Source organism: Sulfitobacter sp. AS92 (assembly GCF_038900015.1).
GTDB lineage: Bacteria > Pseudomonadota > Alphaproteobacteria > Rhodobacterales > Rhodobacteraceae > Sulfitobacter.
This window is the reverse complement of sequence record NZ_JBBMQL010000008.1, coordinates 62,741-82,614: the sequence shown is the minus strand read 5'-3', so window position 1 is coordinate 82,614 and position 19,874 is coordinate 62,741. Positions and strand designations below refer to the sequence as shown.

At 60.6% G+C, this 19,874-nt stretch carries 20 protein-coding genes; 12 read left to right on the top strand and 8 right to left on the bottom strand.

Features of this window, described 5'->3' with window-relative positions; translation table 11 throughout:
- The first annotated feature begins 18 nt into the window (after positions 1–18).
- The 9 genes from WNY61_RS14335 (at position 19) to WNY61_RS14295 (ending at position 9,200) form a co-directional block, all read left to right on the top strand.
- The gene (locus WNY61_RS14335; protein ID WP_342852094.1) at positions 19–1,029 is read left to right on the top strand and encodes an ABC transporter permease; all 1,011 of its coding nucleotides are present in this window, start codon (positions 19–21) and stop codon (positions 1,027–1,029) included.
- Positions 1,022–1,873, top strand: coding sequence for an ABC transporter permease (locus tag WNY61_RS14330; protein WP_342852093.1), 852 nt, complete (start codon positions 1,022–1,024; stop codon positions 1,871–1,873). Before WNY61_RS14335 ends, WNY61_RS14330 begins: the two co-directional genes overlap by 8 nt.
- Positions 1,870–2,739, top strand: coding sequence for an ABC transporter ATP-binding protein (locus WNY61_RS14325; protein ID WP_342852092.1), 870 nt, complete (start codon positions 1,870–1,872; stop codon positions 2,737–2,739). Before WNY61_RS14330 ends, WNY61_RS14325 begins: the two co-directional genes overlap by 4 nt.
- Positions 2,736–3,530 carry an ATP-binding cassette domain-containing protein gene (locus WNY61_RS14320; RefSeq protein WP_342852091.1) on the top strand — a complete coding sequence of 265 codons (795 nt, stop codon included), beginning with the start codon at positions 2,736–2,738 and terminating at the stop codon, positions 3,528–3,530. The genes WNY61_RS14325 and WNY61_RS14320 overlap by 4 nt, the downstream gene beginning before the upstream one ends.
- 158 nt (positions 3,531–3,688) lie before the next feature.
- On the top strand, positions 3,689–5,305 hold the full coding sequence (locus WNY61_RS14315; RefSeq protein WP_342852090.1) for a peptide ABC transporter substrate-binding protein: 1,617 nt from the start codon (positions 3,689–3,691) through the stop codon (positions 5,303–5,305).
- An 89-nt stretch (positions 5,306–5,394) separates the two neighbouring features.
- A complete protein-coding gene (gene oppB / locus WNY61_RS14310; protein WP_342852089.1) occupies positions 5,395–6,312 on the top strand; it encodes an oligopeptide ABC transporter permease OppB in 918 nt (305 codons plus the stop codon).
- Between the two features lies 1 nt (position 6,313).
- Positions 6,314–7,228 carry an ABC transporter permease subunit gene (locus WNY61_RS14305; RefSeq protein ID WP_342852088.1) on the top strand — a complete coding sequence of 305 codons (915 nt, stop codon included), beginning with the start codon at positions 6,314–6,316 and terminating at the stop codon, positions 7,226–7,228.
- Positions 7,228–8,196, top strand: a complete 969-nt coding sequence (locus WNY61_RS14300; protein WP_342852087.1) for an oligopeptide/dipeptide ABC transporter ATP-binding protein — start codon at positions 7,228–7,230, stop codon at positions 8,194–8,196. Before WNY61_RS14305 ends, WNY61_RS14300 begins: the two co-directional genes overlap by 1 nt.
- The gene (locus WNY61_RS14295) at positions 8,193–9,200 is read left to right on the top strand and encodes an oligopeptide/dipeptide ABC transporter ATP-binding protein (protein ID WP_342852086.1); all 1,008 of its coding nucleotides are present in this window, start codon (positions 8,193–8,195) and stop codon (positions 9,198–9,200) included. Before WNY61_RS14300 ends, WNY61_RS14295 begins: the two co-directional genes overlap by 4 nt.
- A 181-nt stretch (positions 9,201–9,381) precedes the next feature.
- Here the strand turns inward: WNY61_RS14295 and WNY61_RS14290 are convergent, their stop codons facing one another.
- The 3 genes from WNY61_RS14290 to WNY61_RS14280 are packed head-to-tail and all read right to left on the bottom strand — an operon-like array spanning position 9,382 to position 13,057.
- Positions 9,382–11,571, bottom strand: coding sequence for a xanthine dehydrogenase family protein molybdopterin-binding subunit (locus WNY61_RS14290; RefSeq protein WP_342852085.1), 2,190 nt, complete (start codon positions 11,569–11,571; stop codon positions 9,382–9,384).
- On the bottom strand, positions 11,568–12,554 hold the full coding sequence (locus tag WNY61_RS14285) for a xanthine dehydrogenase family protein subunit M (RefSeq protein WP_342852084.1): 987 nt from the start codon (positions 12,552–12,554) through the stop codon (positions 11,568–11,570). The genes WNY61_RS14290 and WNY61_RS14285 overlap by 4 nt, the downstream gene beginning before the upstream one ends.
- The gene (locus WNY61_RS14280) at positions 12,551–13,057 is read right to left on the bottom strand and encodes a 2Fe-2S iron-sulfur cluster-binding protein (RefSeq protein ID WP_342852083.1); all 507 of its coding nucleotides are present in this window, start codon (positions 13,055–13,057) and stop codon (positions 12,551–12,553) included. Before WNY61_RS14280 ends, WNY61_RS14285 begins: the two co-directional genes overlap by 4 nt.
- Before the next feature lie 269 nt (positions 13,058–13,326).
- Between WNY61_RS14280 and WNY61_RS14275 the strand changes: the two genes are divergently transcribed.
- Both WNY61_RS14275 and WNY61_RS14270 read left to right on the top strand, forming a co-directional pair.
- Positions 13,327–14,553 (top strand): glutathionylspermidine synthase family protein, encoded by a 1,227-nt coding sequence (locus tag WNY61_RS14275; protein WP_342852082.1) that lies wholly within the window; start codon positions 13,327–13,329, stop codon positions 14,551–14,553.
- A gap of 39 nt (positions 14,554–14,592) precedes the next feature.
- Positions 14,593–15,171: a DUF1190 domain-containing protein gene (locus WNY61_RS14270; protein ID WP_342852081.1), complete on the top strand. Its 579-nt coding sequence runs from the start codon at positions 14,593–14,595 to the stop codon at positions 15,169–15,171.
- Between the two features lie 7 nt (positions 15,172–15,178).
- Here the strand turns inward: WNY61_RS14270 and WNY61_RS14265 are convergent, their stop codons facing one another.
- The 4 genes from WNY61_RS14265 to WNY61_RS14250 all read right to left on the bottom strand — a co-directional run bounded on the left by WNY61_RS14265 (position 15,179) and on the right by WNY61_RS14250 (position 18,096).
- Positions 15,179–16,084: a bestrophin family ion channel gene (locus WNY61_RS14265; protein ID WP_342852080.1), complete on the bottom strand. Its 906-nt coding sequence runs from the start codon at positions 16,082–16,084 to the stop codon at positions 15,179–15,181.
- 96 nt (positions 16,085–16,180) lie between these two features.
- Positions 16,181–16,339 carry a peptidase M23 gene (locus WNY61_RS14260; RefSeq protein ID WP_342852079.1) on the bottom strand — a complete coding sequence of 53 codons (159 nt, stop codon included), beginning with the start codon at positions 16,337–16,339 and terminating at the stop codon, positions 16,181–16,183.
- A 38-nt stretch (positions 16,340–16,377) separates the two neighbouring features.
- A complete protein-coding gene (locus WNY61_RS14255; protein WP_342852078.1) occupies positions 16,378–17,205 on the bottom strand; it encodes a 3-keto-5-aminohexanoate cleavage protein in 828 nt (275 codons plus the stop codon).
- A 27-nt stretch (positions 17,206–17,232) separates the two neighbouring features.
- Entirely contained in the window at positions 17,233–18,096 is an 864-nt protein-coding gene (locus tag WNY61_RS14250; RefSeq protein ID WP_342852077.1) for a 3-hydroxyacyl-CoA dehydrogenase NAD-binding domain-containing protein, read from the bottom strand.
- Between the two features lie 85 nt (positions 18,097–18,181).
- Between WNY61_RS14250 and WNY61_RS14245 the strand changes: the two genes are divergently transcribed.
- The gene (locus WNY61_RS14245; protein ID WP_342852076.1) at positions 18,182–18,907 is read left to right on the top strand and encodes an SDR family oxidoreductase; all 726 of its coding nucleotides are present in this window, start codon (positions 18,182–18,184) and stop codon (positions 18,905–18,907) included.
- Here WNY61_RS14245 and WNY61_RS14240 read toward each other — a convergent pair whose 3' ends face one another.
- Positions 18,908–19,816 (bottom strand): LysR family transcriptional regulator, encoded by a 909-nt coding sequence (locus tag WNY61_RS14240; protein ID WP_342852075.1) that lies wholly within the window; start codon positions 19,814–19,816, stop codon positions 18,908–18,910.
- Between the last annotated feature and the right edge of the window lie 58 nt (positions 19,817–19,874).

Sequence of the window (19,874 nt, the reverse complement as noted above, 5' to 3'; positions counted from 1 at the left end):
CCAACCTCCAGAGGCAAAATGACCCTATTGCGCAGTATATTGATGCGGCTCCTGAGCACCGCCATCACGCTCTTTGGTGTGGCCGTGATCATCTTTGTGGTGATCCGTGTCGTGCCAGGCAACCCCATCGCCATGATGCTCCCCCCCGGCGCGACCGAGGCCGATATCGCACGGCTTCAGGCGCAATACGGGTTTGATAAATCCATCTTTGAGCAGTTCACGATTTGGCTGGGCGGGGTGCTTCAGGGTGATTTCGGCACGTCGATCTCGCTGCGCCAGCCGGTCAGTTCTTTGGTGCTGAACCGTCTGCCCGCAACACTGGAGCTAAGCATCGTTGCCTTGGTGATCGCGGTGGTGATCGGCGGGACGATGGCACTGACCGGCACGCGGTGGCGCAATACCCGCAAAGAGGGTGCCATTGACGTCTCAACCGGCATGGCCCTGTCGATCCCGGATTTCCTTTGGGGATTGGTGCTGATCTTGCTCTTTGGTGTGCTCTGGCCGGTATTTCACATCTCTGGCCGCATATCCCCCGCGCTCGATATTGATTTCACCACCAACTTTTACCTTTTCGAAGCCCTGCTGCGGCTGCGCTTTGACGTGCTGGGCGATCTGATCGGCCATATGTTCATGCCGGCGCTCGCGCTGGCAATCCCGCTGTCGGCGATCATTGCGCAACTGCTCAAGCAAAGCCTGAAAGAAACCATGCATCTTGATTACGTTACCCTGTCGCGCACCCATGGCTATGGCGAACACCATGTGATCACCCGCGACGCGTTGCCCAATGCGATCCTGCCGACGCTGACGCTGGTGGGGGTGCAGTTTACCTTTCTGATCGGCGGCACTGTCATCATCGAGCGGCTGTTCAGCTACGAAGGCTTGGGCAATATGGCCATCGACGCGGTAATCAACCGTGATTTGCCCTTGATCCAAGGTATCGTGATCCTGTTTGCTCTGATCTTCACCCTCGTGAACCTAGCCGTCGACATGCTCTATGTCGTGCTGAACCCGAGGTTGCGCCATGCGTGATGCGAGAGGTGACGTAAAACGCCCGATTGGTCTGCGGCTGTGGCTCTCGGGCGGGTGGCTAATTGTGCTAGTTCTGGCCGCTGTTCTTGCGCCATGGATCGCGCCGCAAGATCCGCTGGCGCAGGATCTTTTTACCTCGCGCTTGCCGCCATTTTGGGAGGCAGGGGCCGAACCGGGCTATTGGTTGGGGTCGGACTCACTGGGCCGCGATGTGCTGAGCCGTATCGTTCATGGCGCGCGTCTGGCGCTGATTGTGGCACTGGTGGCAGGCACGCTGACCTGTGTGATCGGCACGGCATTGGGGTTGATCGCGGGCTACTATCGCGGCTGGCCGGATCGGATCATCAGCCGCTTTGTCGACATCTGGATGGCCTTCCCGCCGGTGCTGTTTGCCATTCTGCTGATCGCGGTACTGGGCACCGGTCTCACCTCAATCATCATCGCCATTGTGGTAATCGACTGGACCCGTTTCGCCCGCGTGATCCGGGCCGAAGCGATGACCCAAGGTGCGATGGATTATGTTGCCTCTGCCCAAGTGGCGGGGCGCAAACGGATGGGGACGATGCTGACCGAGATCTTACCGAACGTGCTGCCCACGATCATTGCGCTGCTGACGCTTGAGATGGGCATTGCCGTGATCGTTGAGGCAATTCTGAGTTTCGTGAACCTATCGATCTCGACCGACAGCCCCACTTGGGGGGGCATGATCTCCGAAGGGCGCACCTCGGTCCATCAGGCGTGGTGGGTGCTGGTCTTTCCGTTGGTCACGTTGTTTCTGACGGTGCTCAGCTTCTCTCAACTAGGCGAAGGGTTGAAAGACCGCTTTGATCCGGTGCTGCGATGAGTGCTTTTCTGGAGATCCGCAACCTCTGCGTCACGCTCAAGGGCGGCGCGCCGATCCTGCGCAATGTCTCGCTCAGCGTTTCGGCAGGGCAAGTGCATGGGTTGGTCGGTGAAAGCGGCGCGGGCAAGTCGATGATTGGCAAGGCCGTGCTGGGCACCTTGCCGCGGGCGCTTGCGGTGACGCGGGGCGAGATCTGGCTTGATGGGGTCGATCTGCAAACCCTGCGCCCGGCTGAACGTCGCCGCCGCATCGGCGCATCGGCGGCGCTGATCCCTCAAGACCCGCTGACCGCACTCAACCCCGCGCGGCGCATTGGGCCGCAGATCACGCGGCGTTTGGTTGATATCCTCGGCTGGTCGCGCGCCGATGCTGAGGCCCGCGCGCTGGAGCTGCTGGCAGAGGTCCAGATCCCCGACCCGGCGCGCGTGATGCGCAGCTACCCGCACGAGCTGTCGGGTGGCATGCGCCAGCGCATCTTGATCGCCGCGGCCTTTGCTGCCGAACCAAAGCTCATCATCGCGGATGAGCCGACCACGGCCTTGGATGTGACGGTGCAAAAGCAGATCCTGCGGTTGATTGCCGACATGCAGGCGCGCCATGGCACGGCGCTTTTGTTCGTGACCCATGACCTCGGTGTGGTGTCCAAGGTCTGCGACACGCTCAGCGTGCTTTATGCAGGCAAGGTCGTGGAAGAGGCGCAGATGCGGCGGTTTTTCATGCATCCGATCCACCCCTATTCGGCGGCGCTTTTGGCGGCGACACCAAGTTACAAAGACCCCGACGGCTCGCTCACACCAGTGCCGCAATCGGTGATTGATCAGGTAGAACGCGAAGTGACGGACCATGACCGGAGGGCGGGTCTATGATGTACCAAGTTCGAGATCTGCGGCTGTCTTTTCCGGATATGACCCGCAAACCGCTGTTCGGCGCGGCCCCCCGGATCGAGATCCTGCGCGGACTCAGTTTCGATGTACCCAAGGGAGCGGTGCTGGGGATCGTCGGTGGCTCGGGTTCAGGCAAGTCCACATTGGGCCGCGCCATGCTGCGGCTGTTTGAGCCGACGGCCGGCAGCATCACTTTCAACGGGCGCGACATTACCCATTTGGAGGAGGCCGACCTGCGCCCCATGCGCGCGCAGATGCAGATGATCTTTCAAGACCCGATGTCATCGCTTAACCCGCGTCGGCAGGTGGGGGGCATCATCGCCGGTCCGCTGCGGGTGCAGGGGCATGAAGGCATCCCGGCCAAAGTGACAGAGGCGCTGGACATGGTGGGCCTGCCGCGCAGTTTCGCCAATCGCTATCCCCATGAACTTTCCGGCGGGCAGCGGCAGCGGGTTGGGATCGCGCGGGCCATTGCGCTCAGGCCCGGATTTATCCTCGCGGATGAGATCGTCTCAGGGCTTGATGTCTCTTCGCAGGCGCAGGTGCTGAACCTGTTGCAGGAGTTGGTGCGCGAATTGGGGCTGACTTTGGCCTTTATCAGCCATGACATGTCGGTGATCCGGCGGCTCTGCGATCAGATCATCGTGCTCTATCAAGGGCAGATCGTGGAGCAGGCGCAGACCGCGGACCTCTTTGCAGCGCCGCAGGCGGAATACACCCGCACGTTACTTGATGCGATTCCCCTGCCAGACCCGGATCAGGTCTGGGTCTGATCTGACAAGGCATTGACGAAAAGCTTGGCGCCAAGGGTCTTCCTCGGCGCTAAGCCGCCGTCATTGCCTTACGCGAGGCAACGTCTTGCATGTGCGTCCCGTTTTCGATTGATTATTTTTCAATCAAAACACGAACTTTCAAACAACGGAGAGTCACCATGAAAATTCGCACCACACTTGCCTGCTCTGCGCTGGCACTCAGCATTGCGTTTCAAGCACAAGCCGCCGATGTGCCCGAAGGCGTGAGCCTTGCCGAAGATCAAAACTATACTTTCTGGCTGCTCGACGCGATCAAGTCGATGGACCCGCAGATCAACACCGATGTCGAAGGCTCTGACGTGCTGCGCAACCTCTTTGAGGGGCTCTATAACGAAGACGGCAATGGCGAATTGGTGCCCGGCGTGGCGCTGGATCACGAGGTTTCCGAAGACGGCACAACCTACACCTTCAACCTGCGCGACGATGCGAAATGGTCGAACGGCGATCCGGTAACGGCGAATGATTTCGTCTACTCTTGGCGCCGTCTGGCAGACCCGGCCACGGCGTCGGAATATGCGTGGTACATGGAGCTGATGCAGGTCGAAAACGCGCCTGAGATCATCGCAGGCAACACATCCCCCGAAGAGCTGGGCATTCGTGCTGTCGACGATCACACGCTTGAGGTCAAGATCACCACGCCGCTGCCCTACTTCCCGCAGATGTTGGTGCATGGCTCGACCTTCCCCGTGTTGCAGAGTGCTGTTGAAGAGCATGGCGATGACTGGACCGACGCGGGCACCTTGGTCGGCAACGGTGCCTATAAATTGGTTGAGCATCAGTTGGGCGAGCGCGTTGTGATGGAGAAGAGCGACACCTATTGGGACGCCGAAAACGTGGTGATGGAGAAGATCACCGCCCTGACCATCAACGATGTAAACCAAGCGCTGACGCGCTATCTGGCGGGCGAATTGGACCGTGTCGACATCCCCGCCGGTCAATACCCGCGCCTGAAAGAAGAATACCCCGAGCAGGCCGTCTCGACCCCCTATAACTGTTCCTACATCTACATGCTGAACGTAGGCGAGAAGGGGCCCGAAGCGTTGAAAGACGCGCGCGTGCGCAAGGCGCTGGCCTATACGATCGACCGCGACATCATCGTCGACCGTATCCTGCAAGGCGGGCAAAAGCCGTCCTACAACTGGACCCACTGGGCGATTGCCGATTTCGAGCGGCCCGAGCTGGACTGGGCCGACAACATGGATCAGGCGCAGCGCGTTGAAAAGGCTAAAGAGTTGATGGCCGAAGCGGGCTATGGCCCCGACAAGCCGCTGGATCTGACACTGCAGTACAACACCTCGGAAGATCACAAAAAGATCGCTATCGCCGCGTCGCAGATGCTCAAGCAGATCAACGTGAACGTGACGCTGGATAACTACGAGTGGAAGATCCACACCGACCGCATGCAAAACCAAGACTACGACATGGCGCGCTATGCGTGGTGCGGAGATTACAACGAGGCGTCGACCTACCTCGACCTGCTGACCTCCTATTCGGGCCACAACAATGGCGAGTTCTACAACGACGCTTATGACAAGCTCATGAAAGACAGCAAAACCGCCGAAGATCCGCAGCCGCTGTATAAAGAGGCAGAGAGCATTCTGGCCGAGGAAATGCCGATCATTCCGATCTACCACTACGCCAACGTCGACATGATCGCGGAAGACATCGAAGGTCTGCCCGAGAATAATGTCAACAACACGTGGTACGGCAAAGACCTCTACCGCGTCGCCGAGTAACCTATCGACATCCGGGCAGCCCTGCGGTTATGCGGGGTTGCCCAATTCTATTTACACCCCCCAAACCCCGTCTCCGGAGCGCGCGCCCCTTGCTCAGTTACATCCTCAAGCGCCTTGCAATCGCGATCCCGACACTTCTGGTGTTGATTGTGATTTCCTTCCTGCTGATGCACTCCGCGCCCGGCGGGCCGTTCACCTCAGAGCGTGAGTTGCCGCCGCAGGTGCTGGCGAACCTCAATGTGAAATACGGGTTGGATGATCCACTGTGGAAGCAGATCGGCAGCTATGTGTGGGGCATTGTTTCTGACTTCGATTTCGGGCCGAGCTTTGTCTACAAGGACCGTTCGGTGAACGAGATCATCGCTCAAGGGTTCCCGATCACGCTCACCTATGGGCTGTTGTCCTTTGCCGTGGCGGTGATTGTAGGCGTCAGCCTTGGTGTGGCCGCTGCGGTGCGGCACAACTCGCTGCTGGATTATGTGGCGGTGGGTGTCTCTATCGGCGCGCAAGTGCTGCCGAATTTCGTTATGGCCCCGATTTTGGTGCTGGTCTTCACACTCTGGCTCGGCTGGTTGCCCGGCGGCGGCTGGCAAGGGCCGGAGTATTGGATCATGCCGGTGATCGCGCTGTCGACCTCCTTTATGGCGTCGATCGCGCGTATCACCCGTTCATCGATGCTTGAGGTGTTAACCTCTAACCACATCCGCACGGCCCGCGCCAAGGGGCTGCCCGAACGCCGGGTGATCCTGCGCCATGCGCTGAAGCCCGCAATGCTGCCCGTTATTTCCTACCTCGGTCCGGCTTTCGTGGCGATGATTACCGGCTCGGTGGTGGTCGATATCTATTTCTCCACCGGGGGCATCGGCAAAGCCTTCGTCGATTCAGCGCTCAACCGCGACTATGCGGTGATGATGGGGGTTACGATCCTCGTAGGCGCGCTGACGATCTTCTTCAACCTCGTGGTCGACATCCTTTACGGGTGGATCGACCCCAAGATCCGGTACTGACATGGTGATGACATCAGAACAGACCGTCGAAGCGGGCGCGATTATGGGCAAGGGGCGCTCCCCCTGGGCCGATGCGAGGCGGCGGTTCTTCCGCAACAAGGCAGCGTTAATGGGCCTGGTGATCCTGGGCTTCGTCGTGGCCTTTGCGCTTTTTGGCGGCTATTTCGCGCAGTGGTCGAACGAGGAGCTCGACTATAACGTCATGGGCCAGATTGTTGAGCTGGGCGGGCCGTCGATTGAAAGCGGCCACTACTTCGGCACCGACGATCTGGGGCGTGACCTTTTTGCGCGGACCATTCAGGGCACGCAGATCAGTCTCGCCGTGGGCCTCGTCGGCGCGCTGATCGCTTGTATCGTCGGCACGCTTTACGGCGCGGTGGCGGGCTACGCAGGCGGGCGCACGGACGGCATTATGATGCGCCTCGTCGATATCTTTATGGCCGTGCCTTATATGTTCGTGCTGATCCTGCTGCTGGTGATGTATGGCCGTTCGATCACGATCCTTTTCGCCGGCATCGGCCTGATCTCTTGGATGGAGATGGCCCGCATCGTGCGCGGCCAGACCCTGACAATCAAAGGCCGGGAGTTCGTCGAGGCCGCCCGCGCCACGGGCGTCTCGGCCCCCGTCATCATCCTGCGCCATATCGTGCCGAACCTGCTGGGCGTCATCGCCGTTTATGCCACGCTGCTGGTCCCGCTGATGATCCTGACGGAAAGCTTCATCTCTTTCCTCGGCCTTGGCGTACAAGAGCCGCTCACTTCCCTCGGCGCGCTGATCTCCGAAGGGGCGGGGACCATCGCCTACGGCACCACTTGGCAGCTGGGTTTCCCGCTGCTGTTTTTCTGTCTCACGCTATTCGGGCTGTTTTTCGTCGGCGACGGATTGCGTGACGCGCTCGACCCCAAGGATCGCTGATGTCCCTGCTGCAAATCGACAATCTCTCTGTCACCTTCGACGGCGAAGACGGCCCCGTGCATGCGGTCAATGACCTGTCGCTCTCCATCGATAAGGGCGAGACGCTTGGCATCGTGGGCGAAAGCGGGTCGGGCAAAAGCCAGACCGCCTTTTCTGTCATGGGACTGCTCGCGCCGAATGGGCGCACCGATGGCTCGGTAAGGTTTGACGGACAAGAGATTTTGGGCGCGAAGCCGAAGGTGCTGAACAAGCTCCGGGCCGAGCGGATCGCGATGATCTTTCAAGATCCGATGACCTCGCTCAACCCCTATATGCGCATCGCGGACCAGATGACCGAAGTGCTGACGCTGCACAAAGGCATGTCGAGACGCGACGCATTGGCGGAGTCCGTGCGGATGTTGGACGCAGTAAAAATCCCCGCAGCTAAGGAGCGTATTCGTCTTTTCCCGCACGAGTTCTCCGGCGGGATGCGCCAGCGGGTGATGATCGCGATGTCGCTCTTGTGCAAGCCCGACCTGCTGATTGCGGATGAGCCGACAACCGCGCTTGATGTGACCGTGCAGGCACAGATCATGGGCCTGCTGGGCGATCTACAAAAGGATTTTGGCATGGCCACGATCCTCATTACCCATGACCTTGGCGTCGTCGCAGGCTTCTGCGAGCGCGTTTTGGTGATGTATGGGGGCCGCGTGATGGAGCAGGGCCCGACCGAGCCGCTCTTTGCCCAACCGACCCACCCCTACACCCGTGGCCTGCTGGCTGCCGTGCCGCGCGTTGATGACGAGGACGCCACGATGAAGGCGATCCCCGGCAACCCGCCCAACATGGCCGCCCCGCCCGAGGGATGCCCCTTCCGCCCGCGCTGCACCTACGCTGCTGAAGACTGCCGCGTGATGCCGCCGCTCGCGCCGTTTGCCGAAGGTCGTGCCCGTGCTTGCCACCGCCCGATTGCGGAGGTCACCGCATGAGCCCGCTCCTTTCCGTCCGCGATCTTCACGTACGCTTCCCCATCACCCGCGCAGGCGACATGCCTTGGACCAAGCCGCGTTTCCTACATGCGGTCAACGGGGTCAGCTTCGATCTGGAGCCCGGCAAGACACTTGGCGTGGTCGGTGAATCCGGTTGTGGCAAATCCACTCTCGCGCGCGGGTTGATCCAGATGGTTCCGGCGACGGGGCAGGTGATGTGGCGCGGCGAGACGGATCTGCTCTCGCTCAGCCCGCGCCGGATGAAGCCCTACCGCTCCGAGATCCAGATGGTATTCCAAGACCCGCTGGCCTCGCTCAACCCCCGCATGACGCTGGGCCAGATCATTGCCGAGCCGCTACGGACCCACCGCCCCGACATTTCCGCCAAGGAACGCCGTGCCCGCGTGGCGCAGATAATGGAACGGGTCGGCCTGCTGCCGCAGATGATCAACCGCTACCCGCATGAGTTTTCGGGCGGGCAGTGCCAGCGCATCGGCATCGCCCGCGCGCTGATCGTGGAGCCCAAGCTGCTCATTTGTGATGAGCCGGTGTCGGCGCTCGATGTGTCGATCCAAGCGCAGGTGATAGAGCTGCTGAAGGAACTGCAACGCGATCTGGGGCTGGCGATGATCTTTATCGCCCATGACCTCAGCGTGGTGAAAAACATCTCGGATCAGGTAATGGTGCTCTATCTGGGCCGCATTATGGAGAAGGCCCCCAAGGCGCAACTCTACGACAACCCGCAGCACCCCTACACGCAGGCGCTGCTTTCTGCTGTGCCGATCCCCGATCCGGTGGCTGAACGCGCCAAAAAGATTGTGCCGATGACCGGTGATATGCCGTCCCCAATGAGCCCGCCTTCGGGCTGCGTTTTTCGGGGTCGCTGCCCGCGTGCGCAGGCCGATTGCGCGCAGGTTGTGCCAGAGCCGGGGCAGGGGCCGCATCAGGTGGCCTGCATCCACCCCGGCCCGATGCAAGAGCGCGAGTTAACAACCGCCCGCTAACACCTCTGGGTTGGCAGATGTCCGGCGCGTTCAAGCAAAGAAAATGAGGTCCGCACCCGCGTCGCGTGTGACGAAGACGTACTCCGCAAATCATCGACGCGGAGGTTTCCGAAAGCCGTCACACAGCCTTACGCGTTTGCTGAGTGAATAAGGGGCGGCGAGGAAAGCCGCCCCTCGTCGATCACATCCCGGCAATCACCTTATCCAAAGTCGCAGGATAGTCGCGCACTCGTACGCCGGTGGCGTTGTAAATGGCGTTGGTGATTGCCGCAGCCGCGCCGCAAATACCCAGCTCGCCAATGCCTTTCGCCTGAAGCGGGTTGGCCCAATCGTCCCGCTCTTCCAGCAGATCCACGGTCAATTGCGGCACATCGGCGTTCACCGGAATGTGGTATTCCGCAAGATTGTGGTTCGCCACATGCCCGTCGCGTGGGTCGAACGACAGCTCTTCGGTCAGGGCGATGCCAATCCCAAAGGTCATCCCGCCCAGACATTGCGACCGGGCCGTTTTGGCATTCAAGATCCGCCCGGCAGCGAAGGTGCCATGCATCCGCCGCACCCGAGTCTCGCCCGAGGCGGCGTGAACCGCAACCTCAGCGAAATAGGCGCCAAAGGTTGCTTGCCGGACTGCTTCGGAGGTATCACCCGGCAGCACATGACCAAGTTTGGCAATCTCATCGCCGTTTAGGATCTCACTCAACGGACGGGTTTGGTTGTCGAAAGTGGCCAAGCCATCCTTCAGGGTAAGGTCGTTTTCGTCGACCTCCAGCCGCTCGGCCAACTGCCGCCGGATCGCTTCGCATGCCAAATAGACTGAGGTGCCGCTTGATGACGCCCCCCAAGACCCGCCCGAGCCGGAGGCCGGGGGCAGGGTGGTATCGCCCAGCACCACATCCACGGCATCGCGCGGCAGACCCAGCATGTCGCCCGCGATTTGACCGAGGATCGCATAGGTGCCGGTGCCGATGTCGGTCATATCCGTTTCAACCCGCACGCGGCCTTCGGGCATGAGTGTCACGCGCGCTTGGCTTTCCATCAGCACGTTGATCCGTGCCGCCGAGGCCATGCCGTAGCCGATCAGCCATTCCCCTTCGCGCCGTTCCTTAACGCCGGGGCGCTCGTCCCAGCCGAAGGTTTCTGCCCCGCTGTCGAGGGCTTCGCGGAAGCGGCGGGATGAAAACTCCTTACCGCTTTCAGGGTCTTTCTCGGGGATGTTGCGGCGGCGAAGCTCGACCGGGTCCATGCCAATCTTGACAGCCAATTCATCCATCGCCCCCTCGAGCACGGTCACGCCAACCGCCTCGCCTGGCGCGCGGACGGACCCTGCACAGAGGCGGTGCACCCGTGCCAGCTCCATCGACATTTTCCGGTTGGCCCCTGAATAGAGGAAATGCGATGCTTGAAGCACCGGCTCGGCGAATGTTTCTCCGGGCAGGTTCGACACGCGCGCGTCGTGACCAAGGCCCATCAGGCGCCCTTCGGCATCGGCGGCAAGGCGCACCCGCTGCGTGGTTTCCGACCGGCGCATCGTTGCCTCATAGACCTGCGGGCGCTGCAACGCGACCGAGACGGGGCGGCCCACCTCTTTGGCGGCAATAGCAGCCGCAACCGCTTCGGGCGTGATCCCGAGTTTTGAGCCGAACCCACCACCAACATAGGGCGACAGTATGCGCAGCCGATCTGGGTGAATGCCAAGCGCATCCGAAAGCTCATTTCGGTTGTATTTCAGCATTTGGTAGCTGCCGCGCAGGGTCAGGTCATCACCGTCCCATGAGGCGATGGACGCATGTGGCTCCATCGGCGAACTGGAATGCGACGGTGTGTTATAGGTCGCATCTACGGTAAATGCAGCCTCATTCATCGCGCCTTCCAGGTCACCCTGATCCAGCGTTTTTCCCTCCTGCGGCTCGACCGCCGCGGTGGCAGGATCAACGGGCATGACCTCCCCATTCTCAAGCTGCACCTGAAGCGATTGCGCGGCGTGACGGGCCTGCTCAAACCCTTCGGCGACCACGACAGCGATCAATTGGCCGAGGTAGGCGGCGTGATGCGGCCCTTGAATAGGGGCTTTGTTTGCGGTGCCCTGCGCGGGGTTGCGCAGTAGGCGGTCGTCTTGGATCACCGCCAACACGCCCGGCATCTTTGCCACGGCATCGCGGTTCGCCAACACTACGCGCCCGCTGTTGCCCGGCGCGCGGACCATGACGCCATGCACCACGCCCTCAACCTGCCATTCATTGGCATAGGTCGCTGTGCCGGTCACTTTCAACGGCCCCTCGGGGCGGTCGAGCGGCGCACCGACAAGACCCTGCGCCATGTCATCCAATCTGCGAGCGGTGGCAGGGGCGTCCATTTTAAATTGCTCGGTCATTGCTGTGCCTCCTCAGTGAGTTCGTTCAGCACCGACACCAGCGTGCGGCGGGCAAGGGGGATTTTGAAGTCGTTCGCACCAAAGCCTTTGGCCTCGGCAAGAAGCAGGTCAGCGGCTTTGTTGAACAGGTCTTTGGAAGGGGCCGCTCCCGTCAGCAGGTCTTCGACCTCGGCGTTCCGCCAAGGTTTCGGGGCCAGCCCACCAAAGGCCAGATCAGCGCGGGCGATTTTACCGTTCTCCACTTTCACGAGGCCAGCAACTGAAACCAAGGCAAAGGCATAGGACGCACGGTCGCGCACTTTGCGGTAGGTTTGTTTTGCATCAACAGGTGCAGGCAGCACCACGGCGGTGATCAACTCGCCCTGTTCTAGCACGGTCTCTTGATCAGGCCGGTTGCCGGGCAGCAGGTAAAGATCATCCAATGTCAGACGGCGTGTGCTGCCGTCGTCTTTCAGCGTTTCCACCTCGGCCCCGAGGGCGCGCATGGCAACGGCCATGTCGCTGGGATGCGTGGCGATGCAGTGTTCCGATGTGCCCAGAACCGCCAGAATGCGGTTGACCCCATCTATCGCAGAACAGCCCGTGCCCGGCTCACGTTTGTTGCAGGGCATAGCGCGGTCATAGAAATAGAGGCAGCGGGTGCGTTGCAGCAGGTTGCCGCCCGTGGTGGCTTTGTTGCGCAACTGTCCGCTCGCGCCAGCCAACAGCGCCCGGCTGAGCACGGGCCAACCTTTGCGAATGCGGGCATCATTGGCCAGATCACTGTTGGTGACCAATGCACCAATGCGCAGCCCGCCGTCATCCGTCTCTTCGATTTCGTTCAGGTCCAAGCGGTTGATGTCAATCAGCGCTTTCGGCGCCATGACTTCTAGCTTCATCAGGTCCAGCAGATTTGTGCCACCAGCAATGAAGGTGCCACCGCTGGCCGCCTGACGTGCAGCGCCTTCAGCGCTTTCGGCCCGGGTATAATCAAAATGTCTCATGCATTTTCCCCTGCAGCTTTGCGGATCGCCTCAACGATGTTGGGATAGGCAGAGCACCGGCAGAGGTTGCCGCTCATCCGTTCTGAAATTTCCTCCGCAGTGAGCTTTGCTTTGCCGTCCAGATCATCGGTCACATGGCTAGGCCAACCGTTGGAGATCTCTTCCAGCATCGCCGTGGCCGAGCAAATTTGACCGGGTGTGCAATAGCCGCATTGAAAACCGTCTTCGCTGACGAAGGCTTCTTGCAGCGGGCTAAGGTTTCCGGGCTGACCGAGGCCTTCGATGGTGGTCACCTCATCCCCATCGTGCATACAGGCCAACGTCAGGCAGGCGTTGATCCGGCGGCCGTTTACCATGACTGTACAAGCGCCGCATTGCCCGTGATCGCAGCCCTTTTTGCTGCCGGTCAATCCAAGATGGTGGCGCAAAGCATCCAGCAGCGTGGTCCGAGGGTCGAGGTTCAAGTGCTGTTGTGTGCCATTAATGGTCAGGTTCGTTTCCATGACAAATTCCTTTGGCTAAATGAGAGCGGGAGGCGGCTCCCGGTTATCGGCTAGATCGCAGGTAGGTCGGTGGACGTTGGCGGCAAGCGGAGGGAAGTGTCGCGCCTCGCGCAGGAGACCTTTTGTAGACCAGGATCGACTGACCTCATATTACATAATGTGCATTACAAGCGGCGCAGTCTCGGCCGGGCGCGCGCTACCGGATCCCCCTCTGGCTGCCACCGGCAAAGACGACTACAAGCAAATTGAAAACCGGGGGAAACAGAGCGTTGCAAAAGATTACATTGCCCGAAAGGCCCGATTGGCGCGCTCATGCGAAAGAGGTCGGCTTTACCTTTGCCGATATGCACGGGGAGCCCTATTGGGACGAAACCTCGGCCTATGCCTTGTCGCTTGAGCAGATCGAGAACGACATCGAAGACCCCTCGACCGAGTTGCACGGTATGTGCCGCGAAGCCGTGGCTGAGATCATTGCCAGCGAAGAGTTGATGGCGCGCCTTGCCATTCCGGAGGCGCATCGCGATCTCGTGGCCGAGAGTTGGCGCCGGGGTGATCCTGAGATCTACGGCCGCTTTGATCTGGCGTATGATGGTCAACGCCCCGCCAAACTGTTGGAGTATAACGCCGACACTCCGACCTCCCTTTACGAAAGCGCGGCGTTTCAGTGGCAATGGCTTGAGGATCAGTTGAAGGCAGGCATTCTGCCTGAGGGTACGGACCAGTTCAACGGCATCCACGAAGCGCTGGTTGCCCGTTTTGCCGATGTGTTCGAGCCGGACAGCGACCTGCATTTCACCGCTGTCGCCGACAACCCCGAAGATTACGGCACCGTCGAAGCGATGGGTTGGGCCGCACGGGAGGCGGGGCTTGGCGCGCATTACTGCGACCTCGACAAGATCGCGCTAAGCGAGGACGGTCAATTCCTAGACGATCAAGACCGCCGCATCGCGGTGTTGTTCAAGCTCTATCCGTGGGAGGACCTGCTGCGGGACGACTATGCGGCACATATCGCCGGGTCGGGCTGCCTGTTTCTGGAGCCTGCGTGGAAGGCGCTTCTGTCTAACAAAGGGCTGCTGCCCGTGCTTTGGCAGATGTTCGAGGGCCATCCCAATCTGCTGCCCGCGTTCTTCGAGGTGGATGTGGCCGAGGCGCTTTCCGGTCGTGGCCCTGCTGCCCCCGGCTGCGCCGAGGCCTTTGACCGCGCCGCCGCGGATTTGGCCGATGCGCATGTGCGCAAGCCGATCCTCTCGCGCGAGGGGGCGTCGGTGGCGATCTACCAATCGGGCAAGGTGATCGAACAGTCGAAAAACACCGACTACGCCGAACATCCCCGTATCGTCCAAGCCTACGCCCCGCTGCCCACGTTTGACGGGTTTCGCCCTGTGATTGGGTCTTGGATTGTCGGCGAGACCTGTGCCGGCATTGGCATCCGCGAAGACCGCTCGCGCATCACCCAAGATTTGTCCCGCTTCAAACCGCACTACATTTTTGCATAAACATTCGCCCCGCAGCCCCTTGGCAGAAAGACGACCATCATGACCAAACGCTCGAAACGGGTTTCCATCGCCATCCTCGGCGCCGCCGCCTTTACCCTTGCAGGATGCGAGGAAGAAAAGGTCGACGCCGCCGCCTTCCCTGACCTACAAAGCTGCCTCGCGGATGCCTCAAGCGGGGGCATGTACACCCAGCAACAATGCGAAACCGCCTTTGATGAGGCCCAGACCCTCCATGTGGAATCCGCGCCGCGCTATGACAGCCTTGAGGTTTGCGAAGAACAGCATGGCGCTGACGCCTGTGGATCAGAAGAAGCGGCGACCCAAGGCGGATCGGGCGGGATCTTCATGCCGCTGCTGGCTGGGTATTTGATCGGCAATATGATGAGCAATCGTGCAGGTATGTCGGCAGCACAGCCGCTTTATAAAACCTCCGATGGCCGCTTTACCAACGCCGCGCGGTCCAGCACCTATTCGGCAAATAGCGGCGCGGCAAAACTTAGCACTTCGCAGTTCGCACGGCCCACCACCACGGTTGGCAAAACGCCGATGACCCGCGCCACCGCCGCATCGCGGGGGGGCTTTGGCCGTTCCGGTGGATCGCGCGGTTTTGGCGGCTAAGCGAGGGCTAGGTCAGCACATGATCGCGGGGTGACAGCAGTGGCGGCGGCGCGCGGTCCAACGCCTCGGCGGCTGAGACTTCGATGATCCGGCACATGGCATCCAGCGGCAGGCCGTTATGCGCATTGCGAAAGGGCAGCTCCAATTCGTTGGTGACAGCCTGAAGGCCGAAAAAGACATAAGCCACAATTGCCGCAAAGATCGGCGCGAACCAATTCGTTGCCTCGATCAGCGCGAAGGGCAACAGCCAGCAATAGAGATAGGTCGTGCGCCGCACCATCAGTGAATAGACGAAGGGCAAGGGCGTGGTGAGAATGCGTTCACACCCCGCCTGCGCGGCAGCAAGGGCGGCCAGCGTTTCTGAAAGCCTCATCTGTCCAAAACCATTCAGCCCATCCTGCGCTGCAAGCTGGCTGATCCGCTCTGCCATGGCGCGCAGAGCAGCATCGGCGGGATTTGTCCGGGCCAGCAGCGCTTTGGCTTGGTTCTCGCCAACCCAGTCGGTGATCTGCGCTTGCACATCGGCATCGCGCAGAACCCCCCGGTGCAAATGGGCAAATGCCACCCCAAGCGATAGGATCTCGGCCCGGTCCTCGCCACGCCCTACAAAGATCGCCAGATCGCGCCCGAGGGTACGTAAATCGGCAATCATCGCCCCCCAAAGCGTGCGCGCCTCCCACCAGCGGTCATAGGCGGCATTGTTGCGAAAACCCAAGAAGAGCGACAGCGCAACGCCGAAAATCCCCATCGCTGCGATGGAGACATGGGGCAGTTCGACGAGATGTTGATCCACCAGCAAAACTACGGCGGTCAGCACGGCCACGCCGATGATCCGCCCGATGATATTCGGCACGATAGAGCCCTGCAGGACAAAGAACAGCTTCAGCGCGCTTGGCTGGTCCCTGACAATCATTCGACGATCCTTTGGCAGTGCAATGGTCTAGGTCGAATGCAACCTCTGCCCTACAGGGAAAAGATGCAAGGGAAGTCGAAGGGACGTCCCCTGCAGTTACTTGCGCCGCAGCACCGCGGCGGCAAGGATCACGATCGCCAGCGACAACAGCGCCACCGACCAATAGGGATCATTGCCATGGGGATGCACATGCGCGCCCTCATGCGCCGCGAGCGGGCTGGCGAAAAGGGTGAAGGCTAATATCAGTTTCTTCAATTCAGTTTCCTTTAAGAAAGAGCGATTCCAAAGCGGGCTTAGCCAAGCCCTAAAATTTCGCGGGCCTGCTGTGCTGTGGCAACGGGGCGGCCTGCCTCAGCACAGATCTCTGCCGCGCGGGTGACAAGCGCTGCATTCGATGGCGCGAGTGTGTCTTTATCCATGCGGATATTATCCTCGAGACCAGTGCGCAGATGCCCACCTGCCGCTGCACTCCATGCGTTCAACTCTGCCTGATGGCGTCCGATCCCGGCAGCACACCATGGGATATCGCCAAACAACCGTTTGACCGTCTGAATGTAGAAATCAAAAACCTCACGATCCGCAGGCATGGCGTTTTTCACGCCCATGACAAACTGAATATAGGGCCGCGCCGGGATCGCGCCCGCGTCCGCCATCGCCTTGGCCTGAAGGATATGGCTTAGATCGAAAACTTCGATCTCGGGCAGAACACTGTAGGTCTTCATTTCCCCTGCCAACCAGTCGACAAGCTCTGGCGGATTCTCGTAAACGCGGTTGGGAAAGTTGTTCGATCCCACGGAAAGCGAGGCCATATCCGGGCGCAGCGGCAGCATCCCGCCCCGGTTCTTGCCCGCGCCCGATCGCCCGCCCGTTGAGAATTGCACGATCATGCCGGGGCAATGTTTGTGCAGCCCTTCTTGCAGCCGGGCAGAGCGGTCAGGGTCTGCGGTGGGTGTGCCATCGGCGGTGCGCACATGGGCATGGCAGATCGTCGCTCCAGCCTCAAACGCGGCCTGCGTGCTTTCGATCTGTTCGGTGATGTCAATCGGCACTGCGGGATTGTCGGCCTTTGTGGGAAGCGACCCGGTGATGGCCACGCAGATGATTGCTGGGTTATCGGTCATGGTTGTCCTCGATTACTTGAAATATACTTAACCAGCGCTGTCGCGTGCCAGAGCGATAATACGCTGCAACGCCGCATCGGTGGCCCCTTCGCCCGCGTCTGTTGGCCAATCATAAAACCCATTGCCGCTGCGTTTGCCAAGACGCCCCTGCGCGACGAGGCTAGCGAGGGTGGGTGATGGATCGTGGCGGTCACAAAGATCGGGATATAGGTATTCAGCGATGCTGAGATGCGTGCCCAAGCCATTCATATCGCGCTGTCGAAACGGCCCGGAAAGCGCCATACGCACCCCGACAGACCACTGCACAATCTCATCAATCTCAGCAGGGCTGGCCACGCCTTCGTCTACCAGATGCAGACATTCCCGCATGATCGCATGTTGAATGCGGTTGGCCACAAAACCGGGCGGTGCATGGTCAAGCCGCACGGGCCGCCGCTCCAACTTCCGCAGCAGCGTCATGACATCATCGCAGAGCCCTACGGGGGCATCCTTTGCGGCCACGACCTCAACCGCTGGGATCACGTCGCCGGGGTTAAAGAAATGCGTGATTATGGCGCGTTCGGGATGCACCATCTGGGCGGACATGTCTTCGAGCGTGAGACCCGAGGTATTGGAGAGGATCGGCGCGCCCTTGGGTACGACGCTCTCTAATGTTGCGAAGACCTTTTGCTTAAGGGCAAGGTTTTCCGGCACGCATTCCAAAGCAATATCCGCGCGCCCTGCCCCCTCCAGATCCGCGCTTGCAGTCGCGTCCAAGACCGTGGCCAAAAACGTTTCTCGCGTGGCATTGGTCGGGTCGACCGCATGCACTGCCCAGCCATGGTTGGCGAAAAGCCTGCCGATGGATTGACCCATCGTTCCGGCGCCCACAATGATGATGCGTTCCGCCATGCTATCCCCTCCCGGATATCTGCTGTTTACTTATCACTAGGTGGTGGTGATAAGTAAACAGCAGATCGTTGAAAGGATAACCCCCGTGCCCCAAACCTCGCCTTCACGCCACGCGGTTGTCACTGGCGGCGCCCGTAACATCGGCCTTGGCATCGCGCGCAGGTTGCAAGAGGACGGTTGGCGGGTCTTTGTGCTCGACATCGCAGAGCCAGAGGAACCCACGCTGCGGGTGGATGCGCAGCAGCTGGACTTGTCAGACCCCGCAGCCACAACAGCGGCCTTGGAAAACGTTCTGGAAAACGGGCCGGTCACCTGTTTGGTCAACAACGTTGGCATCGTAAAACCTGCATCTTTCGACGCGGTAGAGATTGATGACTTTGACCGTATCATGCACCTGAACCTGCGCCCCAGCATAGTGGCGGCAAAGCTTTTGGTGCCGGGAATGCGCGCAGCCGGAGCGGGGCGGATCGTGATGAACACCAGCCGCGTCACCAAGGGCAAAATTGACCGGACGCTCTATTCCGCCAGCAAGGGTGCAATCCAATCCATGGCGCGCACGTGGGCGTTGGAACTGGCGCGTGATGGGATCACCGTCAACTGCGTCGCCCCCGGTCCCATCGCCACGACAGCATTTTGGGAGAACAACCCCAAGGACGCTGCCGAAACCCGCGCGATCGTCGATGCGGTGCCCGTGGGCCGCATGGGCGCCCCCGAAGATGTGGCGCAGGCGGTTTCCTTTTTCGCCGATGCGCGAAGCGGTTTTATTACCGGGCAGACGGTTTTCGTCTGCGGCGGTACGGCGGTCGGGTAGTCAGCTTTCGGGCTCTATGGTGTCGAGTAGCCTGCGCAGAACAGGATTACTCGGGTCGCGCAGATAAGCCAGCCCGATCCGGCTTTGCACCTTTGCGTCTTTAATCGGGAGGAACGACACGCCCGCGTCCTTCATCCGCGCGGCGGAAGTGGGGACAAAGGCGACGCCCAGACCCGCCGAGACGAAATTCACAATGGCCGTAAACTGTGGCGCGCGATGCGCCACACGGGGCGCGAAACCGGCGTCGGCGCAGAGCTGATAGGCGCAGGCGGCGAACCCCATGTCAGGGCCAAGGTGGCTGAAGATAAAGTTTTCTTCGCGCAGCGTTGCCATGGCGACCGATGGCACCCTGGCAAGACGGTGGTCCGGCGGCACGGCCAGCAAGATATCCTCGGTATGCACGGTGCGGGTCAGCAATGTTTCAGGGACACCGGAAAGTGGCAAACGCACAAAACCCGCGTCAAGCCTGCCTGCCACGATCTCAGCAATCTGCAGGTCCATGTCTAACTCGCGCAGGATAAGATTCACCCCCGCCGCACCTGCGCGCAGTTCCCGCAATAGCCGCCCCAGGATCCCCGCATAGGAAGCCGAGCCGACATAGGCCAGTTCGATCCGCCCCCGCTGGCCCGTGCGCGCCGCCTCGGCCACGGCCTCGACCCGCCGGGCCTGCTGCAAAAGTGCGCGGGCTTCGGGCAAAAGCGCGCGCCCAAACTCGGTCAGCGTGACCCGGCGGCGGTTCCGATCAAAAAGCAATGCGCCATCAAAAGCAGTTTCGAGGTGTTTCAGTTGTTGGGTCAGCGCAGGCTGCGCCACGCCCAAATGCGCCGCCGCTTGGCCGAAATGCAGCGTCTCTGCAATGGCGACAAAGACCTCATACTGGCGCAGCGAGGCGGTGAGTGGCTTTTCCATGCGGCCCCCTGAAACGGCTTTAGGCGTTTTCACATGGGGCCGGGTGATAAGCAAGACA

Excerpts from the sequence above, each read along its gene's own strand:
- WNY61_RS14335 (WP_342852094.1), top strand. The coding sequence starts at position 19 with ATGACCCTATTGCGCAGTATATTGATGCGGCTCCTGAGCACCGCCATC.
- WNY61_RS14330 (WP_342852093.1), top strand. The coding sequence starts at position 1,022 with ATGCGTGATGCGAGAGGTGACGTAAAACGCCCGATTGGTCTGCGGCTG.
- WNY61_RS14325 (WP_342852092.1), top strand. The coding sequence starts at position 1,870 with ATGAGTGCTTTTCTGGAGATCCGCAACCTCTGCGTCACGCTCAAGGGC.
- WNY61_RS14320 (WP_342852091.1), top strand. The coding sequence starts at position 2,736 with ATGATGTACCAAGTTCGAGATCTGCGGCTGTCTTTTCCGGATATGACC.
- WNY61_RS14315 (WP_342852090.1), top strand. The coding sequence starts at position 3,689 with ATGAAAATTCGCACCACACTTGCCTGCTCTGCGCTGGCACTCAGCATT.
- WNY61_RS14305 (WP_342852088.1), top strand. The coding sequence starts at position 6,314 with ATGGTGATGACATCAGAACAGACCGTCGAAGCGGGCGCGATTATGGGC.
- WNY61_RS14300 (WP_342852087.1), top strand. The coding sequence starts at position 7,228 with ATGTCCCTGCTGCAAATCGACAATCTCTCTGTCACCTTCGACGGCGAA.
- WNY61_RS14295 (WP_342852086.1), top strand. The coding sequence starts at position 8,193 with ATGAGCCCGCTCCTTTCCGTCCGCGATCTTCACGTACGCTTCCCCATC.
- WNY61_RS14290 (WP_342852085.1), bottom strand. The coding sequence starts at position 11,571 with ATGACCGAGCAATTTAAAATGGACGCCCCTGCCACCGCTCGCAGATTG.
- WNY61_RS14285 (WP_342852084.1), bottom strand. The coding sequence starts at position 12,554 with ATGAGACATTTTGATTATACCCGGGCCGAAAGCGCTGAAGGCGCTGCA.
- WNY61_RS14280 (WP_342852083.1), bottom strand. The coding sequence starts at position 13,057 with ATGGAAACGAACCTGACCATTAATGGCACACAACAGCACTTGAACCTC.
- WNY61_RS14270 (WP_342852081.1), top strand. The coding sequence starts at position 14,593 with ATGACCAAACGCTCGAAACGGGTTTCCATCGCCATCCTCGGCGCCGCC.
- WNY61_RS14265 (WP_342852080.1), bottom strand. The coding sequence starts at position 16,084 with ATGATTGTCAGGGACCAGCCAAGCGCGCTGAAGCTGTTCTTTGTCCTG.
- WNY61_RS14255 (WP_342852078.1), bottom strand. The coding sequence starts at position 17,205 with ATGACCGATAACCCAGCAATCATCTGCGTGGCCATCACCGGGTCGCTT.
- WNY61_RS14250 (WP_342852077.1), bottom strand. The coding sequence starts at position 18,096 with ATGGCGGAACGCATCATCATTGTGGGCGCCGGAACGATGGGTCAATCC.
- WNY61_RS14240 (WP_342852075.1), bottom strand. The coding sequence starts at position 19,816 with ATGGAAAAGCCACTCACCGCCTCGCTGCGCCAGTATGAGGTCTTTGTC.